Genomic DNA, 18,503 nt, shown 5'->3' with positions numbered 1-18,503 from the left:
AGAAAGCAGCCGGCTTCCCTGTCCGCGCTGTTGCAAACGAATCCCAAACTCGCGACTGACCCACACCATCATGACAACTACGCTCCCGACTACCAAAATGGCCAATGCGATCCGCGCACTGGCAATGGACGCTGTACAAAAGGCCAACTCCGGCCATCCAGGCATGCCGATGGGCATGGCCGAGATCGCAGTTGCCCTGTGGAGTGGTCACTATCGCCACAATCCCGCGAACCCGAAATGGCAGAACCGCGACCGCTTCCTGTTGTCGAACGGCCACGGCTCGATGCTGCACTACGCGCTGCTGCACCTGACCGGTTACGATCTGTCGATGGACGACATCAAGGCCTTCCGCCAGATGCATTCGAAAACCCCGGGCCACCCGGAAGTCGATATCACGCCAGGCGTGGAAACGACCACCGGCCCGCTGGGCCAGGGCATTGCCAACGCCGTCGGCATGGCCCTGTCGGAGCAATTGCTGGCCGCTGAATTCAACAAGCCCGGCCACGACGTCGTCAACCACTACACCTACGCTTTCGTCGGCGACGGCTGCCTGATGGAAGGCATTTCGCACGAAGTGTGCGCGCTGGCCGGCACCCTGGGCCTGAATAAACTGATCGCCCTGTACGATGACAACGGCATTTCCATCGACGGCAAAGTCGAAGGCTGGTTCACGGACGACACCCCGGCCCGCTTCGAAGCATACGGCTGGAACGTCATCCGCGCCGTCGACGGCCACGATGTTGCCGCCGTGGCCGCCGCCATCGCCGCCGCCAAGACCGCCGCCAAGCCGACCCTGATCTGCTGCAAGACCATCATCGGCAAGGGTTCGCCGAACCTGCAAGGCGGCGACAAGGTTCACGGCGCCGCGCTGGGCGACAAGGAAATCGCCGCCGTGCGCGAATACATCGGCTGGGATGCCGCGCCATTCGAAATGCCGGCCGACGTGTACGCGGCATGGGATGCGAAAGAGCAGGGCGCCCTGCTGGAAAAAGACTGGAACGAGCGCTTTGCCGCCTACAGCCGCGAATTCCCGCAGCAAGCCGCTGAACTGACCCGCCGCATGCAAGGCGACCTGCCACAGGCATTCGAAGCGGCCCTGTCGGCTGCCATCGCTTCCTGCGTCGAGAAGAAAGAAAACATCGCTACCCGCAAGGCCAGCCAGAACGCCATCCAGGCACTGGCTTCGTCCCTGCCGGAATTCCTCGGCGGCTCGGCCGACCTGACCGGTTCGAACCTGACCAACTGGAAAGAATGCGTGGCCGTGCGTTCGGGCCAGCCTGGCAACCACATCAACTACGGCGTGCGGGAATTCGGCATGAGCGCCATCATGAACGGCATCACCCTGCACGGCGGCTATATCCCGTTCGGCGCAACGTTCCTGACGTTCTCCGACTACAGCCGCAATGCGCTGCGCATGGCTGCCTTGATGAAACTGCGTTCGATCTTTGTGTTTACCCACGATTCGATCGGCCTGGGCGAAGACGGCCCGACGCACCAATCGGTCGAGCACGTCTCGTCGATGCGCTTGATCCCGAACCTGGACAACTGGCGTCCATGCGACACCGTCGAGTCGGCTGCTGCCTGGGGCGCCGCCGTGCGCCGCAAGGATGGTCCGTCGACCCTGATCTTCTCGCGCCAGAACCTGCCGTACCAGGAACGTAGCGCCGAACAGATCCAGAACATCTACCGCGGCGGCTATGTGCTGAACGACGTGGCCGACGCCAAGGCGATCCTGATCGCCACCGGTTCCGAAGTGGAACTGGCTGTCGCCGCCGCCAGCGCGCTGGCTGCCGAAGGCATCGCCGTGCGCGTGGTGTCGATGCCGTCGACCGACGTGTACGACCGCCAGGACGCTGCCTACAAGGCCAGCGTGCTGACGAAAGGCGTGCCGCGCGTGGCCATCGAAGCGGGCGTGACCAGCTTCTGGTACAAATACGTGGGCCTGGAAGGCGCCGTGGTCGGTATCGACACGTTTGGCGAATCGGCCCCGGCCGGCGTGCTGTTCAAGCACTTCGGCTTCACGGTCGAGAACGTCGTCGCCAAGGTGAAAGCCGTTATCGCCGGCTAATATTGATTTTTAACGGTCCTGGCGATGTGTTCGCCGGGAGCGTGCATGTACCTTCTTTTTTAATCAGGAGCAGAGTATGACGATCAAAGTTGCAATCAATGGCTACGGCCGCATCGGCCGTAATGTGTTGCGCGCTTTCTACGAAGGCGGCAAGAAACAGGATATCCAGATCGTTGCCATCAACGACCTGGGCGATGCCAAATCGAACGCCCACCTGACCCGCTACGACACCGCGCACGGCAAGTTCCCGGGCACGGTCACCGTCGAAGGCGACAACATGATCGTCAATGGCGATCCGATCCGCGTATTCGCACAGCGCAATCCTGCTGAAATCCCATGGGGCGAGCTGGGCGTGGACGTCGTGCTGGAATGCACGGGCTTCTTCACCACCAAAGAGAAGGCTTCGGCTCACTTGAAGGGCGGCGCGAAAAAAGTCATCATCTCGGCACCAGGCGGCAAGGACGTCGATGCGACCGTCGTGTTCGGCGTGAACCACTCCGTACTGAAATCGACGGACACCGTCATCTCGAACGCTTCGTGCACCACCAACTGTCTGGCTCCGCTGGTTAAACCGCTCAACGACGCCATCGGCATCGAAACGGGCCTGATGACCACCGTGCACGCCTACACCAACGATCAGGTGCTGTCCGACGTGATGCATGAAGACCTGCGCCGCGCCCGTTCGGCCACCATGAGCATGATTCCGACCAAGACGGGCGCCGCTGCCGCCGTGGGCCTGGTGCTGCCTGAACTGAATGGCAAACTGGACGGCTTCGCCATCCGCGTGCCGACCATCAACGTGTCGCTGGTCGACCTGTCGTTCATCGCCAAGCGCGACACGACCGTGGAAGAAGTCAACGCCCTGATGAAGTCCGCTTCGGAAGGCGCCCTGGAAGGCATCCTGACGTACCAGACCGAACCGCTGGTCTCGATCGACTTCAACCATAACCCGGCTTCGTCGAACTTCGATTCGACCCTGACCAAAGTGTCGGGCCGCCTGGTGAAAGTATCGTCGTGGTACGACAACGAGTGGGGTTTCTCGAACCGCATGCTCGACACCACCGTTGCACTGATGTCGGCGAAGTAATTTCTGGCTAGCATACAAAAAACGCCCTTCGGGGCGTTTTTTTCGTCTGATGCCAGCTTATTCTTTAGGTTCGCACTGGTTGCGCCACTGCTCGCATGACGCCTCGACACCTTGATAGCACATGTTGAGGATGTAATCGCAATTTTCCGACGGAATCCACGCGCGCACGGCGGCCGTGCTGGAGAACGAAGCGGCGGCGCCCACGGCGATGGCAAAGACAAACAGGGCTCTTTTAATGGAAATCATTTTTCTCGCTTTCATAATTGGACAATGGTAGGGTGTCAAATCAAAAGGCCGCCACGGCAGGCATGATGAGCCCGCCAGGCGCAGAAAAATATTAGCATTAAAACCAGTAAATTATTGCTATAAAGAAAAATATTTCTGCTAATGCCAGGCGTGCAGGCGGCGCCTATAAAAACGCCACAGCAGGCGCAAGTCGCGCAGCACGGGCACGCCCGACAGCAGGGTCAGCACGCCGGCGAGCAGGATGGTGGCGGCGGGAAAACCGATGTGCTTGAAGGCCAGGGCGCCGCTGACGCCGCCGATGAAGAAGCAGGCGATCAGCACGCTGTGCGTTCTCAGCTTGCCGCGGTTCACTTTGACCATCCGGTCGGGCAGGTGGCGCCGGTTGTAATACGCCATCTTGCCCAGTTCGATGCCGATGTCGGTAGACAGGCCCGTCACGTGCGTGGTGCGGATGACGGCGCCCGAAATCTTGGTGATGATGGCGTTCTGTAAACCCATGACAAAGCACAGCAGTAAGATGGTGACGGGGCCCAGCACGTCGGGCATGGCGGCCAGGTAATTGCCCGTCAAGCCGAACATCAGCAGTAACGCCGCTTCCAGCAGCAGGCTGGCGGCAAACTGGCTGTGCAGGCGGCGCCGCTTGCCCCAGTTCACCATGATGGCCGTGACGGCCGCGCCGCTGACAAAAGCCAGCCACGCGCCCAGCGCGGCCAGGGCCACCGTGATATTGCCCAGTGCCAGGTCGTCCGCCATGCCCGAGACGATGCCCGTCATGTGCGAGGTATAGCCGCCGATGGCGAGGAATCCGCCCGCATTCACGGCGCCGGCCACCAGCGCCAGCACGCAGCCCAGCTGCAGATTGGCTTGCGTATCGCGCGCCGATCCGCTCAGGCGCGACAGGTAATGGAGCGGCATGCCCGGGGCGGCCTCAGACCGTGGCGCCGAAGATGGCTTGCCACAGGCGCATCACGTTGTCCGCATGCACGCGCACCCGTTCCGGTTCCACGCGGGCCAGGTCTTGCCCCTGCAGGCGCAACTGGTGCTGCAGCTTGCGCAGCGCGCGGTAGGCGTCGGCGACCAGGGCGGCCAGCTGCGCATCGATCAGACCCAGTTCGCCGCACAGGCGCAGCAGGGCGATATTGCCCGAATTGGCCGTCAACTGCGGATACTGCGCCGCATGCTGGAGCACCAGATATTGCACCATGAATTCGATGTCGATCATGCCGCCCGGGTCCTGCTTCAAATCGAAGCTGCCGGGGCGGGGCGGGTGCGCATCGAGCATCTTCTTGCGCATGGCCACCACTTCGCCCTTGAGCGGGCCGTTTTCCGGGCGTTCCTTGCACAGGATCGTGTCGCGGATGCGCTCGAAATGCTTGCCGATGGTGGCGTCGCCGGCGCAAAAGCGCGCGCGCGTGAGCGCCTGGTGTTCCCACACCCAGGCCGCGCTGCCCTGGTAGCGCTCGAACGCCTGCACGCTGGAGACCAGCATGCCCGAGGCGCCGTCGGGACGCAGGGCGATGTCGATGTCGAACAAAATGCCGGCCGAAGTATGCGAGGTCATCCAGGTAATGAAGCGCTGCGCCAGCTTGGCGTACAGGCCCGGCGCTTCCTGGTCGTCGTCGTCGAACAGGAAAATGACGTCGAGGTCCGAGACATAGCCGAGTTCCTTGCCGCCCAGTTTGCCGTACGCGATGACGGCGAATTTCGGCACTTCGCGGTGGCGTGTCGGTAACGTTTGCCACACGGCTTGCACGGTGGCGGCGACGATGATGTCGGCCAGCTGCGACAGGTAGTCGGCCAGCTTTTCCACGCTCAGGTCGCCCGCCAGGTCTTGCGCCAGGCACTGGAACAGCTGCGCGTGGTGCATTTCGCGCAGGATATCCATCTGCCGCTCCGTGTCGCCGGGCGCGTCGTCGAGCTGGCGCTGCAGGTCCAGGGCCAGCGCGGCCGGGTCGGGCACCGTGTTGCGGATGCGCTCGTCTAACAGTTCGTCGAGCAAAATCGGGTGCTGCGTGAGGAAGGTGGCGGCCCAGCCGCTGGCGCACACCATGCGCACGACGCGCTCGAGCGTATGCGGGTATTCCGTCAGCAGCGACAGATAGGCCGAGCGGCGCGCGATCGCCTCGAGGAAATCGAGCAGACGGCCCAGGGTGGCCAGCTGGCTGGCGTTACCGTTGGACACGGAGCAATCGGTGATCAGGGGCAGGGCGGAATTGACGAGGGCGACGAGGCGCGTGCGGCTCGCCTCGGGCAACGATTGCAAACGGGGCGCCTGCCACGTGGCCAGCAGGCGGCGCGCGCAGGCGGCCGGCTCATGGAAGCCCAGGGCGGCAAAGCGCGCTTCGATGGCTTCCTGCTGGTCGGACGCGGCGCAGTCGTTCGACGTTTGCGGGTCGATGCCCGTGTCGGCCGGCGGCGTGCCGCTGCTCTTGTCGCTGAACATCTCGTCGAACTGGCCGGCGACAAACACGCGGTGCGCTTCCAGCTGGGCCAGCAGGGTGGGCGTGTCGGGTAAGCCCATCATCTGCGCCACGGTGAGGCGGTCGGCGTCGTTGGCGGGCAGGGTGTGGGTTTGCGCATCGTCAAGATACTGCAGCCGGTGTTCGAGGTTGCGCAAGAACGTGTAGGAACCGAGCAGCTGTTCCACGATGGCCGGCTCCAACAGCCCCTTGTCCGCCACCGTGCGCAGGGTGGCGCGCGTGGAACGCTCGCGCAGCTCGGCGTCGCGCCCGCCCCGTATCAGCTGAAACACTTGCGCGAGGAACTCGATTTCGCGGATGCCGCCGCGGCCCAGCTTGACGTTGTTGCTGCGGTCCGGATGCAGCCGTTCCTGGCGGTTGACCTCGGCGCGGATCTGGCCATGCATGGTGCGGATGGCATCGATGACGCCGAAATCGAGGTAGCGGCGGAAGACGAACGGGCGCACGATGGCGTCGAGCGAGGCGATATCTTCCGGCTTGCCCGTCACGGCGCGCGCCTTGACCCACGCATAGCGCTCCCATTCGCGGCCTTGCACGATCAGGTACTGTTCCACCATGCTGAGGCTGGCGGCCAGCGGACCCGAGTTGCCGTTCGGACGCAAGGCCATGTCCACACGGAAAGTAAAGCCATCCTGCGTGATCTCTGCCAGGGCGGCGATCAGTTTCTTGCCCATGCGAATGAAAAACTCGTGGTTGGACAGGCTGCGCTGGCCCGGCACGGTGACTTGCGTGTCACCGTCTTCCGGGTAGACAAAGATCAGGTCGATATCCGACGAAACGTTGAGCTCGCCGCCGCCCTGCTTGCCCATCGCCAACACCATCAAGGCCTGTTCCTCGCCCGATTCCTCGCCGACAGGCATGCCGTGCAGGGCCACCATTTCAGCCATGATGGCATCCACGTGCGTGCGGATGGCGAAATCGGCAAAGCCCGTCATGGCTGTCACAACTTCGTTCAAGTCGGCCTGGCCTTGCAGGTCGCGCGCGATCAGGCCGCAGACGAGCAGGTTGCGCAGGCGGCGCATGGCCCGCTCGGGCGGCAGCGGCGGCGTGGCGGCGTTCGCCTGGGCGGCCAACTCGGCGGCAAAATCGAGCCCGTCCAGCGGCGCGCGCACCAGTTGTGCTACCTGCGCGGCGCGCTCGGGGGCGGCGTCCAGCCAGCGCTGGTAGAAACGGGAGGCGGAAATCAAAGGCTGTGTGCTCATGGTATCGGTAACTGTCTCGTGAATGCTGCGTGCATGTTCTTGTTTAACTTGGCTGCGAACGCCGGGGGATGCGGTAAAATTGTGCCGCCGACCCAATACCGCCGGTAGTGCGTGCTCTTCCGGACGATGGTAAGGGAGGCTTTGCTCAGACGCAAGCGCAAGGATGCAGGTGCGCACCACGAATGCAGACGATTTTTGCCATTATTTGACGCCGGACCAGTTTATTAGCTTATTGATGCAAAAACCGCCAGAAGCAAGCGTGACAGAACATGTGCCATTGGCTCTGCGCTGGCAGCGGCTGCGTGCCGCCTATCGCATGGCCAACCTGGCCACCCACCACGTGTTGGGTTTTACCATCAAACTGGTGCTGCTCGCGTATTTCGCTTTCGCTGTGCTGTTTTTATTCCTGCGCTACGCGATCCTGCCGAATATCGACTATTACAAAGGCGATATCGAGCGGGCGGCCAGCCGCGCGCTGGGCAATCCGGTCAGCATCGCGCGTATTTATGCCTCCTGGCATGGCGTGCGGCCCAATCTCTTCCTCGGCGACGTGACCCTGCGCGACCAGGCGGGGCGCCAGGCGCTGAGCTTGCCAAGCATATCGGCCACCGTGTCGTGGTGGAGCCTGCTCGGTTCCGTGCGCTTTACAACCCTGGAAATCACGCGGCCGGACCTGGACGTGCGGCGCAGCAAGGATGGCAAGCTGTACGTGGCCGGGGTATTGATCGACAGCACGCAAGGCAGCGATGGCAAGGGCGCCGACTGGCTGCTGTCGCAGCATGACATCATCATTCGCGACGGCAAGGTGCGCTGGACGGATGAAGCGCGCGGCACACCCGAGCTGGCTTTATCCCAGGTTAATCTGCTGCTGCGCAACCGCTGGCGCAGCCACCGCCTGGGCTTGCAAGTCACGCCGCCGGCCAGCCTGGCCGCACCCATCGATGTGCGCGCTCACTTCACGCATCCGCCCTTCAGCACGCGCATCTCGGATGTGTCGATGTGGAAAGGCGAGCTGTATGCGGACCTGAAAAACGCCGACCTGGCCGCCTGGCGCCGCTACCTCGATTACCCGTTCGAACTGAGTCAGGGCAAGGGCGCCCTGCGCGCCTGGTTGAGCCTGGATCACGCGCGCCTGGCCGGCTTCACGGCCGACGTGGGCTTGACGGATGTGACGGCGCAGCTGGGCGAGCATATCGCACCGCTCGACCTGCTGTCGGTCAGCGGACGCATTTCGGCAAAAGAAGAGCTGTCGGCGCAGGTGCCTGACGGCAAGCCAACCTTTGGTGCGAATGGCCATCAGGTGGAATTGACAAATTTCGCGGTGGAAACCCGCGATGGCCTCAGCCTGCCGCCCACGACCTTGTCCGAACGCTTTGTTGCCGCCACCAAACGCAAGCCGGCGCGCACGGAAATCACGGCCAAGTCGCTCGATTTGCACACCCTGGCCGCGCTGGCCGACAAGCTGCCGCTGGGCGAACAGCAGCGCCAGCGTCTCGACGCGCTGGCGCCGCGCGGGCGTTTGCAGGATTTCTCGGCGCAATGGGAAGGCGAGATGGCGACACCGGCCAGCTACCGTTTGCGCGGCAAGCTCATCGATCTTGGACTGAATGCGCAGCCGGCGCGCCTGGCCGTGGCAAAGACGGCGACCAGCCCCGCGCAGGCGGCCGCACCGGCCATTCCCGGCTTCGACCGCCTGACTGGCAGCATCGACGCCAGCGACAAGGGAGGCACCATTGCCATCGATGCACAGGGACTGATATTGCAACTGGCCTCCTATTTGAGTGACCCCGCCTTGCCGTTCGAACAATTCGAAATGGAGGCACGCTGGGCTTTCCAAGCAGACAATATGCTGCAAGTCGACCTGGACAGGCTTGATTTTAATCAACAAGGAATGCGAGTCGCCTTGCATGGCTCGCAGCGTTTGCCGATCGACGGCAAGAATCTGGGCCAGGTCGACTTAACGGGCAGCATCGACAATTTCCAGATCAACACCATCGGCCGCTATCTGCCGCTGCAAACGCCGGAGCACCTGCGCCACTGGCTGACAGGAGCGCTGGAAGGCGGCGTGGCGCGCGATGTCAGCCTGCGCCTGCGCGGCGAACTCGAACATTTCCCGTTCAAGGCCGACACACCGGCCCAGCGCAATCGCGGCGAGTTCCGCGTGGCCGGCAAGATCGAGAACGGCACCCTGAACTATGCGCCCGGCGAATTTGCCGAAAGCGGTCCGCTGGCGGGCAAGGCGCCCCTGTGGCCGCAGGCGGAAAAGATCAAGGGCAGTTTTGTGTTCGAGCGCGCGCGCATGGAAATTCGCGGCGACACGGCCACCACGGGCGGCGTGGCGCTGGCCAATGTCAAAGCCGTGATCCCCGACCTGACCGTCTTCGACACCTTGCTTGATATCGAGGGCAATGCGGCCGGCCCGATGCAGGAATTCCTCAAGTACGTGACGGCCAGCCCCGTGCTGGGCTGGATCGAGCATTTCACCGATGAAACGACGGCGACGGGCAACGCCAAACTGGCCCTCAAACTGCACTTGCCGATCGAGCGCATGCTCGAGTCGACCGTGCAAGGCAGCTTGCAGCTGGCGGGCAACGACGTGGTGCTGTTCCACGACATGCCGCCCGTGCTGGGCACGCAGGGCAAGATTGAATTCAACGAAAAAGGCGTCAACCTGAATGGCTTGAATGGCAGCCTGCTGGGCGGGCCGCTGGCCATTTCGGGCGGCACGCAGCCGGACAATTCCATCCAGGTGAAACTGGCGGGCAACATGACCATCGATGGCTTGCGCAAGACGTATCCGGCGCCCGTGCTGCAGCGCCTGGCGAAACATTTGAATGGCGGCGCCCGCTACAACGGCCTGATCACGGCGCGCGACCATCAAGTGGTGGTCAATGTCGAGTCGCCGCTGACGGGCCTGGGCCTGGATTTCCCCGCCCCCCTGAAAAAGCCGGCCGGCGACAGCCTGCCCGTGAAATTTACCCTGACGGGCAACGCGGCCAATGGCGCCGGCTTGCGCACGGACGATATCCGCATCGCGCTGGGCTCCGGCATCGCGGCGCGCTACCAGCGCCAGAAGCAGGGCAAGGACGCCTGGCGCCTGGTGCGCGGCGGCATCGGCGTGAACGTGCCGGCGCCGGAACCGGAGAGCGGCATGATGCTCAACGTGAATATGAAAACCCTGGACGTGGACAGCTGGATCGCCGCCGGCAGCGAGATCGCCGGCAGCGCCACGGCGCCCGCCGACAGTGGCGGCGCCGACGATGCGCCCGATATCGCGCAATACGTGGTGCCGGACATGATGGCGGCCCGTGCCAGCGAACTGATGCTGGGCGAGCGCAAGCTGGAAAACGTGGTGGTGGGCGCCACGCATCAGAAGGATGTGTGGCAAGCCAATATCGATGCGAAACAAGTGTCGGGCTATGTGACGTGGCTGGAAACCCCATCCGGTCTGGGCAAGATGACGGCGCGCCTGTCGTCGCTGATCATTCCCGAGTCGGCCGCCAACGACGTGAAGAATTTGCTGGAAGGCAAAAGCGGCGCCCAGTCGATTCCTTCGCTCGATATCGTCGCCGAGCAATTCGAGCTGTTCAACAAGAAGATCGGCCGGTTGGAGTTGCAGGCCTATAACACCATGGCGGCGGGCGGGCGCGAGTGGCGCGTAGGCAAGTTGCAACTGTCGAACCCCGACGGCGCGCTGAGCGGCAGTGGCAAATGGGTCATCAAGGATGGGCAAAGCACGACCAGCCTGCGTTTTGGCCTCGATATCGTCGACGCGGGCAAGCTGCTCGACCGCTTTGGCTTTGCCGACACGGTGCGCCGCGGCAAGGGCCGCCTGAGCGGCGACATCGCCTGGAACGGCTTGCCGTATTCGCTCGATATTCCCACCTTGTCGGGGCAGATCGAGATGAACGTGGAATCGGGCCAGTTCCTCAAGCAGGATCCTGGCGCGGCCAAGCTGTTGGGCGTGCTCAGCCTGCAAGCCTTGCCCCGCTTGCTGAAACTCGATTTCCACGACGTGTTTTCCGAAGGCCTGGCCTTCGACGGCATCACGGCCAACGCCAGCATCAAGCGCGGCGTGGTGACCACCGACAACCTCAAGATGCATGGCGTGGCGGCCACCGTGCTGATGGATGGCACGGCCGATATCGCCAATGAAACGACGAATTTGCACGTGGTGGTGATCCCGGAATTTAACCTCGGCACGGGGCCGCTCGTGTACGCGCTGGCCGTCAATCCCGTCATCGGCCTGGGCAGTTTCCTGGCGCAATTGTTCCTGCGCGCCCCCGTGATGAAAGCGCTCACCTATCACATGCAGATCGCCGGCCCGTGGAAATCGCCCGTCGTGACCAAGCTCGATGGTGGTAAATTGGAACCTGTCGCCGTGCCTGCCGCTGCAGCCGTGGAGGCCGTGGCGAAATAGGCGAGGCGTTTGAATGGATAAGAGGTGGCAATGATGCATACAGTCGCAGCAGTACAAATGATTTCCTCGCCCTCCGTGGAAGACAATCTGGCCACGGCGCGGCGCCTGGTGGCGCAGGCCGCCGCCGGTGGCGCGCAGCTGGTGGTGCTGCCCGAATACTGGGCCATCATGGGCAAGCAGGAAACGGACAAGCTGGCCCATGCGGAACAGCCCGGCAGCGGACCGATCCAGGACGGCATGGCGCAGATGGCGCGCCAGCACGGCATCTGGCTGATCGGCGGTACCTTGCCCCTGATTTCCGGTGAGGAGGGCAAGGTCCTCAATACAACGCTGGTGTACGACCCGCAAGGCGAGCCGGCCGGCCGCTACGACAAGATCCACCTGTTCGGTTTTACGCGCGGCGCCGAGTCGTACAACGAATCGCGCACCATCGTGCCCGGCGCGCAGGTGCGTTCGATCGAGACGCCGTTCGGCCGCGTCGGCCTGTCCATCTGCTATGACCTGCGCTTTCCCGAACTGTACCGCGCCATGGGCGATTGCGCGCTGATCGTCGTGCCGGCCGCGTTTACCCATACGACGGGCAGCGCCCATTGGGAAGTGCTGCTGCGCGCGCGCGCCATCGAAAACCAGTGCTATGTGCTGGCCTCGGCGCAGGGCGGCCTGCATCCGAACGGCCGGCGCACCTGGGGCCACAGCATGCTGATCGACCCGTGGGGCGAAGTGATCGCCGTGCTGCCCGAAGGCGAGGGCGTGGTCAGCGGCGAGATCGACCTGGTGTTTTTGGCCGGCGTGCGAGAGTCCTTGCCGGCCCTGACGCACCGCACCATGTAAATTGAATGTTGAGAAAAGCCATGATTCCATTTGACCCCAATCTGTCCAGCCTGGCCGTGGCGCGCGATATCCTGCTCACGCCGTTCGGCCTGGACGAAGACAAGCTGCTCAAAGCCCTGGGCACGATGTTTACGCACAAGGTCGACTATGCCGACCTGTATTTCCAGTCGACCAAGAGCGAAGGCTGGAGCCTGGAAGAGGGCATCGTCAAGACGGGCAGTTTTTCCATCGACCAGGGCGTGGGCGTGCGCGCCGTGTCCGGCGACAAGACGGCGTTTGCATATTCCGACGACATTTCCGAGCGGGCCCTGCTGGAAGCGGCGGCGGCCACGCGCACGATCGCGCGCGCCGGTGCCGGCAAAATCAAGATCGCCGGCCAGATGCAGCCGCAAGGCGGACGTTCCTTGTACCTGCCCAACGATCCGCTCGCGTCGCTGGACGCCACGGCCAAGGTGCAATTGCTCGAGCGCGTGGAAAAGATGGCGCGCGCGAAAGATCCCCGCGTGGTGCAAGTGATGGCGGGCCTGGCCGGCGAATACGACGTGGTGCTGGTGCTGCGCAGCGACGGCGTGCTGGCGGCCGATATCCGTCCTCTCGTGCGCGTGTCCCTGACCGTGATCGCGGAACAGAATGGTCGCCGCGAAACGGGCTCGGCCGGTGGTGGCGGGCGTTTCAGCTACGACTATTTCAGCGATGCCGTGCTGGAACAATACGCGACGGACGCCGTCAATTCGGCGCTGGTGAACCTGGAAGCGCGCCCGGCGCCCGCCGGCCCCATGTCCATCGTGCTGGGCCCGGGCTGGCCCGGCATCCTGCTGCACGAAGCGATCGGCCATGGCCTGGAAGGCGATTTCAACCGCAAGGGCTCGTCCGCGTTTTCCGGACGCATCGGCGAACGCGTGGCCGCCAAGGGCGTCACCGTGGTCGATGACGGCACCCTGGCCGGTCGTCGCGGCTCGTTGAATATCGATGACGAGGGCAACCCTACGCAGTGCACGACCCTGATCGAGGACGGCATCCTGAAGGGGTACATCCAGGATACGATGAACGCGCGCCTGATGAAGATGCCCGTGACGGGCAATGCGCGCCGCGAATCGTTCGCCCACCTGCCCATGCCGCGCATGACAAATACGTATATGCTGGGCGGCGACAAGGACCCGGGCGAGATCCTCGCGTCCGTCAAAAATGGTCTGTATGCCGTCAACTTCGGCGGCGGCCAGGTCGACATCACGAACGGCAAGTTCGTCTTCTCGGCCAGCGAAGCGTACATGATCGAAAACGGCAAGCTCAGCTACCCTGTCAAGGGCGCGACCCTGATCGGCAACGGCCCGGACGTGCTCAACCGCGTCTCCATGATCGGCAACGACATGCGCCTCGATTCGGGCGTGGGCGTGTGCGGCAAGGAGGGGCAGAGCGTGCCCGTGGGCGTGGGGCAACCGACCTTGCGCCTCGATGGTATTACGGTTGGCGGTACGGCCTGATTTTTCGGGCACTGTGAGGCCAACATGGTTGTCGGATTACGCGCGGCTGCGCCCCGCTAATCGGACTTACATTTCTGGCATGCTGCTCGTGTACGTCGGGTTAGCGCAAAGCGCGTAACCCGACATCACCATCAAGCCAATCACCGGCGGCGCCAACACGGCTGCTGGATCTCAGAATTTATACTTCACCCCCGCACTGACAAAGCGTCCCGCCGCGCCCGCGTAGTCGAGCGGGTTGTAGCCCGTGGCGCCATACGTCAGCGGGTCGAGCGGGGCGATCTTGTCGAACAGGTTTTGTATCGTCGCAAACACTTCCAGCTTGGGCGTGGCCAGCCAGCGGGCCGTCAGGTCCACCGTGGTGAACGAGGCGATGCGGCAGCCGCGCGGCGCGTCCGTGCCGTCGGCGAAATGCGTGGCGCAGCCGTCCGGGTCGTTCTTGAAGCGGACATTGTCGAGCGGCGCGCGGTAGTTGACGTTGGCCGTGACCCGCCAGTTCTGGCGTTCCCAGGTGGCGCCCAGGTTGATGCGGTCGTCCGGCGTGCCCATGCAGTTGGAGATATCGCAATTGCCATGCGTGCCGGCAAAATCGCGCTGCGTGCCATCCTGTTCCGTGCGCAGCCATTTGTACAGATGCGTCCACTTCAGGTCGAAGGTCAGGCTGCCGTAGCCATGGTCGAGGTTGAAGCGCTGGCGGGCGTCGATATCGATGCCGCGCACCGTCGTTTGCGCCGAATTCACATAGTTGGCCAGCACGGCCGTGATGGCGCCCGGATCGCCGGGAATGCCGGTGGCCGTCGACGGGTCGCGCGCAACGTTGCCGGCGGCAATGGCCGCATCCGTTTGCTCCTGGTTGATTTCATTCTTGCGGCGGATTTGCCACAGGTCGACGGAAATGCTGCTGCGCGGCAGCGGGTCCCACACGGCACCGACGGAATAGCTGCGCGAACGTTCGGGCGACAGGTTCGGATTGGGCGACGTGATGACGGCGATCGGCGCGGGATCGCATGCCACTTCCACGCCCAGCGCGCAGCGCAGCGGATCGCTGGCAGTGGAGAACGCGGCCAGGCCACCGACGCCGTTTTCCGCCGCGCTCGGGGCGCGGAAGCCCTTGGCGAAGGTGCCGCGCAGGGCCAGTTCGCGCATGGGAGTCCATTTCACGCCCACTTTTGGCGTATAGGAATTGCCCACGTCGGTGAAATGGTCGGCGCGCAGGGCGCCCGACAGTTCCACGGTTTTCAGCACGGGCGCCAGCACCTCTGCGTAGATGGCCGAGGCATTGCGGCTGCCCTTGTAAGCGGAATAGCCGAGGCCGATGATATTGCCCCGCTCCGTGCCCGTGGTGGGCTTGAGTTGCGTCGATTCGTGGCGGAATTCGGCGCCCACGGCCAGGCCCAGGCTGCCGCCTTCCAGCTTGGCCACCTCGCGGCTGGCCTTGAAGTCGATCTGCGCGATATGCGTCTTGGCGTCGTTCGAGATGCGCGGCGCCAGGGCAGCGTACAGCTCGGGCGAATTGAGGCCTGCGTTTTCCGCGATGCGCCACAGGCTGCCGGCCGGCAGGGCCGCATACGCGGGGTTCAGGCTGGCCGCGGCCACGTTGGCGGCGGTCGGGTTGAGCAGGGCGAAGGCGACGTCGCGCTGCAGGTAGCCGTCCAGGTCGTTCGACACCTTGTTCTGCGAGTACAGGATGGCGCTGTCGATATCCCAGCCCGCCACGGTGCCCTTGATGCCGGCGACAAAGCGCGTGAAGGTGGAATTGACTTCCGACAGGCGCGGCCCCACATCGGCCGCCAGGTAGCGCAGCCGCGCCGCCGTGCCGAAATATGGATTGTCCGGGTGGGCGGCGCCGAGCGAGACGCCCGCATTGCTGACGGGGCCGCCCGGGTAGCCGACCGAGCCGCTGACCGTCGACGGCGTGGTGGCCGAATGCGATTCGCTGTGGTACACGTTCAACTCGGCATACGTTTGCAACGCCGGCGTCAGTTGCCAGGCGGCGCGGCCGAAGAAATTAATGTTCTTTTGCTTGGGCTGGATCTGGCTGTACTGCTGCGCGGCGTCGGTCAGGCAGCCGCCGCCCGGGTCGCCCTGCGGATGCGTGGTGAAGTTGCCGCAGGCGGCGCCGGGGAAGGTGCGCGTAAAACCCGCGCCGGCCAGGTTGCCGCGGTTGTAGTAGTCGAGCGTGTCGGGATTGCGCACATTGCCGTTGACGGCGCTGCCGGCCGCGTTGTTGGTGGTGATGGCGCCCGCGCCGCTGAGCGATTCCTGCGCGCTGAAGCCCAGGTCGCGCAAGTCGCCGCGTCCCACAGCGCCCCGTCCGGCCCGGTCGCGGTTCCAGATGGCGGCCTTTTCGCTGTACTCGAGGTTCAAGAGCACGTTGTAGCGGTCGCTGTCGATGTCGCCGAAGCCGTGCGTGATGGCGGCGCGCGCGTCGCGCCCGTCCCACTCCTTCGTCTTGCCGTAATTGCCCTTGATGGCCGTGCCCTGGTAGTCGCGCCGCAGGATCACGTTGACGACGCCGGCAATCGCGTCCGAACCATAGATGGCCGAGGCGCCATCCTTGAGGATTTCCACCCGTTCCACCGCTTCCAGGGGAATGATGTTCAGGTCGGCAAATACCTTCTGGCCGTCGTCGGCCAGGCCATACGGCGCCACTCTGCGGCCGTTCAGCAGCACCAGGGTCGAGGCCGTGCCCAGGCCCCGCAGCGACACGCCGGAAGCGCCGGCGGCAAAGCCGTTGCCGAAGCTGGTGGGCACGGAACCCTGGTTGTCGACGGCCAGGGTCTGCAGCAGTTCGGCCACGCTGGACTTGCCCGATTTTTCAATGTCGGCCGCGTTCAGGGTTTGCACGGCGGACGCCGTTTCCGCCTGCGCGCGACGGATGTTCGAGCCGGTGATTTCCACGCGGGCAACGGGGGCAGCTTCCTGTGCCAGGACGGGCAGGGCGAGCAGGGCGCTTGCCAGGGCCAGGCCCATACGTGGCGGTGAAAGCAGGGATGGATGGGCGGATTCTTTGTAGATCATGCGATTCTCCGGAAGGTCAGACAGGAAAAGGTGGGATGCACCTTGAAGTCTTGGCCGTGCGGCCTGGCGGGGATTCGATCTATATCAGTAGTGCGCCGCTTCCCGTGTTCAAAACGGGCTGGCGTGGCGTGCGCGCCACGGCGGCCTCAGCATTGTTGGCCAGCCGATGCGCATCGGCAGCGCGCAACTTTTTATGCTTTTTGACGTATTTTGCAGTGTAAAACGGCGGCGGCATGCGGCTTTGCCGACAAATATGCTTGCCAACCCTTGCAATTTAGGTTTATAGTCGTTCATCACTTACGGATGACTCGCATGTTCGCTCGCCACTTTTTTACCGCTTATTTTTACTTTAGCAATTCCAACCCAAAGGCGGTGGAGTAGCGGTCGGTTCACGTAGCAGCAAAACGAGATCCCAGCAAATTCTAAAAAACCGCCACTGATGGCGGTTTTTTTTTACCCAGATGTTTTACCCATCCTTAAATTTTGGAGAAAATGATGCCCCGCACCGATGATTTGCGAATTCGCGAAATGAAGGAATTGACCCCGCCGTCCCACCTGATCCGCGAATTCGCCTGCTCGGAGCAAGCCGAACAGACCGCCGCCAGCGCCCGCATCGCCCTGCACCGTATCCTGCACGGCCAGGACGACCGCCTGATGGTGGTGATCGGGCCTTGCTCCATCCACGACACCAAGGCGGCGATGGAATATGCGCGCCTGCTGGTCAAGGAGCGCGCGCGTTTCGCGGGCGAGCTGGAAATCGTCATGCGCGTCTACTTCGAGAAACCGCGCACCACGGTGGGCTGGAAGGGCCTGATCAACGATCCGTACATGGACAACAGCTTCCGCATCAACGACGGCTTGCGCATGGCGCGCGAACTGTTGCGCGATATCAATGAACTGGGCTTGCCGGCCGGTACCGAGTTCCTCGACGTGATCAGTCCGCAATACATCGCCGACCTGATCAGCTGGGGCGCCATCGGCGCGCGCACGACGGAATCGCAGGTGCACCGCGAGCTGGCGTCGGGATTGTCCTGTCCCGTCGGCTTCAAGAATGGCACTGACGGCAATGTGAAAATCGCCGTGGAAGCCATCAAGGCGGCCTCGCAGCCGCACCATTTTCTTTCCGTCACGAAGGGCGGCCACTCGGCCATCGTCTCGACCAACGGCAACGAGGATTGCCACATCATCTTGCGCGGCGGCAAAACGCCGAACTATGACGCGGCCAGCGTGGACGACGCTTGCAAGGCCATCGCGGCGCAAGGCCTGGCGGCGCGCCTGATGATCGACGCCTCGCATGCGAACAGCTCGAAAAAACCGGAAAACCAGATTCCCGTGTGCGCCGACATCGCCGCGCAGGTGGCGGGCGGCGACGACCGGATTGTCGGCGTGATGGTGGAGTCGCACCTGGTGGCGGGGCGCCAGGATTTGATCCCGGGCAAGGAATTGATCTATGGCCAGTCCGTCACGGACGGCTGCATCGACTGGAGCGCCAGCGTGGCCGTGCTGGAAAACCTGGCGCAAGCCGTGAGGCAGCGCCGCCTGAAGGGCGACGCGGAATAAAGTGACGTGGCGCGCAGCATGAAAAAAAGCCCGGAAAGCTAAGCTTTTCGGGCTTTTTCATTTCATTCAAGACGCCTGACAGAAGCGTAGCGAGCGGCTAGCTTATGTCA

Annotated in this window: 11 protein-coding genes; 6 read left to right on the top strand and 5 right to left on the bottom strand. The window is 63.5% G+C overall.

Annotated features, from left to right (window positions below; all coding sequences use genetic code 11):
• The first annotated feature begins 70 nt into the window (after positions 1–70).
• Positions 71–2,068: a transketolase gene (tkt, locus tag VM94_RS22680; protein ID WP_046685414.1), complete on the top strand. Its 1,998-nt coding sequence runs from the start codon at positions 71–73 to the stop codon at positions 2,066–2,068.
• A gap of 76 nt (positions 2,069–2,144) precedes the next feature.
• Positions 2,145–3,155: a type I glyceraldehyde-3-phosphate dehydrogenase gene (gene gap, locus VM94_RS22675; RefSeq protein WP_046685413.1), complete on the top strand. Its 1,011-nt coding sequence runs from the start codon at positions 2,145–2,147 to the stop codon at positions 3,153–3,155.
• Between the two features lie 57 nt (positions 3,156–3,212).
• On the opposite strand, the gene VM94_RS22670 is transcribed toward gap, so the two are convergent.
• The 3 genes from VM94_RS22670 to glnE form a co-directional block, all read right to left on the bottom strand.
• Entirely contained in the window at positions 3,213–3,401 is a 189-nt protein-coding gene (locus tag VM94_RS22670) for a hypothetical protein (protein WP_046685412.1), read from the bottom strand.
• 138 nt (positions 3,402–3,539) lie between these two features.
• On the bottom strand, positions 3,540–4,316 hold the full coding sequence (locus VM94_RS22665) for a YoaK family protein (protein WP_046685411.1): 777 nt from the start codon (positions 4,314–4,316) through the stop codon (positions 3,540–3,542).
• A gap of 13 nt (positions 4,317–4,329) precedes the next feature.
• A complete protein-coding gene (gene glnE / locus VM94_RS22660) occupies positions 4,330–7,083 on the bottom strand; it encodes a bifunctional [glutamate--ammonia ligase]-adenylyl-L-tyrosine phosphorylase/[glutamate--ammonia-ligase] adenylyltransferase (protein ID WP_046685410.1) in 2,754 nt (917 codons plus the stop codon).
• Between the two features lie 259 nt (positions 7,084–7,342).
• Here glnE and VM94_RS22655 point away from each other — a divergent pair, with 259 nt between their 5' ends.
• From VM94_RS22655 to tldD, 3 genes are read left to right on the top strand one after another with little or no spacing between them, the layout of a single operon-like run.
• Complete coding sequence (locus tag VM94_RS22655; protein ID WP_313902963.1) at positions 7,343–11,503, top strand: YhdP family protein; 4,161 nt, start codon at positions 7,343–7,345, stop codon at positions 11,501–11,503.
• 30 nt (positions 11,504–11,533) lie between these two features.
• Positions 11,534–12,334: a carbon-nitrogen hydrolase family protein gene (locus VM94_RS22650; protein ID WP_082127856.1), complete on the top strand. Its 801-nt coding sequence runs from the start codon at positions 11,534–11,536 to the stop codon at positions 12,332–12,334.
• Positions 12,335–12,354: 20 nt separating this feature from the next.
• Complete coding sequence (gene tldD, locus VM94_RS22645; protein ID WP_046685408.1) at positions 12,355–13,815, top strand: metalloprotease TldD; 1,461 nt, start codon at positions 12,355–12,357, stop codon at positions 13,813–13,815.
• A 171-nt stretch (positions 13,816–13,986) separates the two neighbouring features.
• On the opposite strand, the gene VM94_RS22640 is transcribed toward tldD, so the two are convergent.
• Together VM94_RS22640 and VM94_RS29240 are read right to left on the bottom strand one after the other, a co-directional pair.
• Complete coding sequence (locus VM94_RS22640; RefSeq protein ID WP_082127855.1) at positions 13,987–16,833, bottom strand: TonB-dependent receptor; 2,847 nt, start codon at positions 16,831–16,833, stop codon at positions 13,987–13,989.
• 108 nt (positions 16,834–16,941) lie between these two features.
• Positions 16,942–17,127: a hypothetical protein gene (locus VM94_RS29240; protein WP_221937625.1), complete on the bottom strand. Its 186-nt coding sequence runs from the start codon at positions 17,125–17,127 to the stop codon at positions 16,942–16,944.
• A gap of 201 nt (positions 17,128–17,328) precedes the next feature.
• Here VM94_RS29240 and aroG point away from each other — a divergent pair, with 201 nt between their 5' ends.
• On the top strand, positions 17,329–18,393 hold the full coding sequence (aroG, locus tag VM94_RS22635) for a 3-deoxy-7-phosphoheptulonate synthase AroG (RefSeq protein ID WP_046685406.1): 1,065 nt from the start codon (positions 17,329–17,331) through the stop codon (positions 18,391–18,393).
• The last annotated feature ends 110 nt before the right edge of the window (positions 18,394–18,503 follow it).

This window comes from Janthinobacterium sp. KBS0711 (genome assembly GCF_000988085.1).
Taxonomy (GTDB): domain Bacteria; phylum Pseudomonadota; class Gammaproteobacteria; order Burkholderiales; family Burkholderiaceae_D; genus Janthinobacterium; species Janthinobacterium lividum_E.
This window is presented reverse-complemented; position numbering and strand designations above follow the sequence as displayed.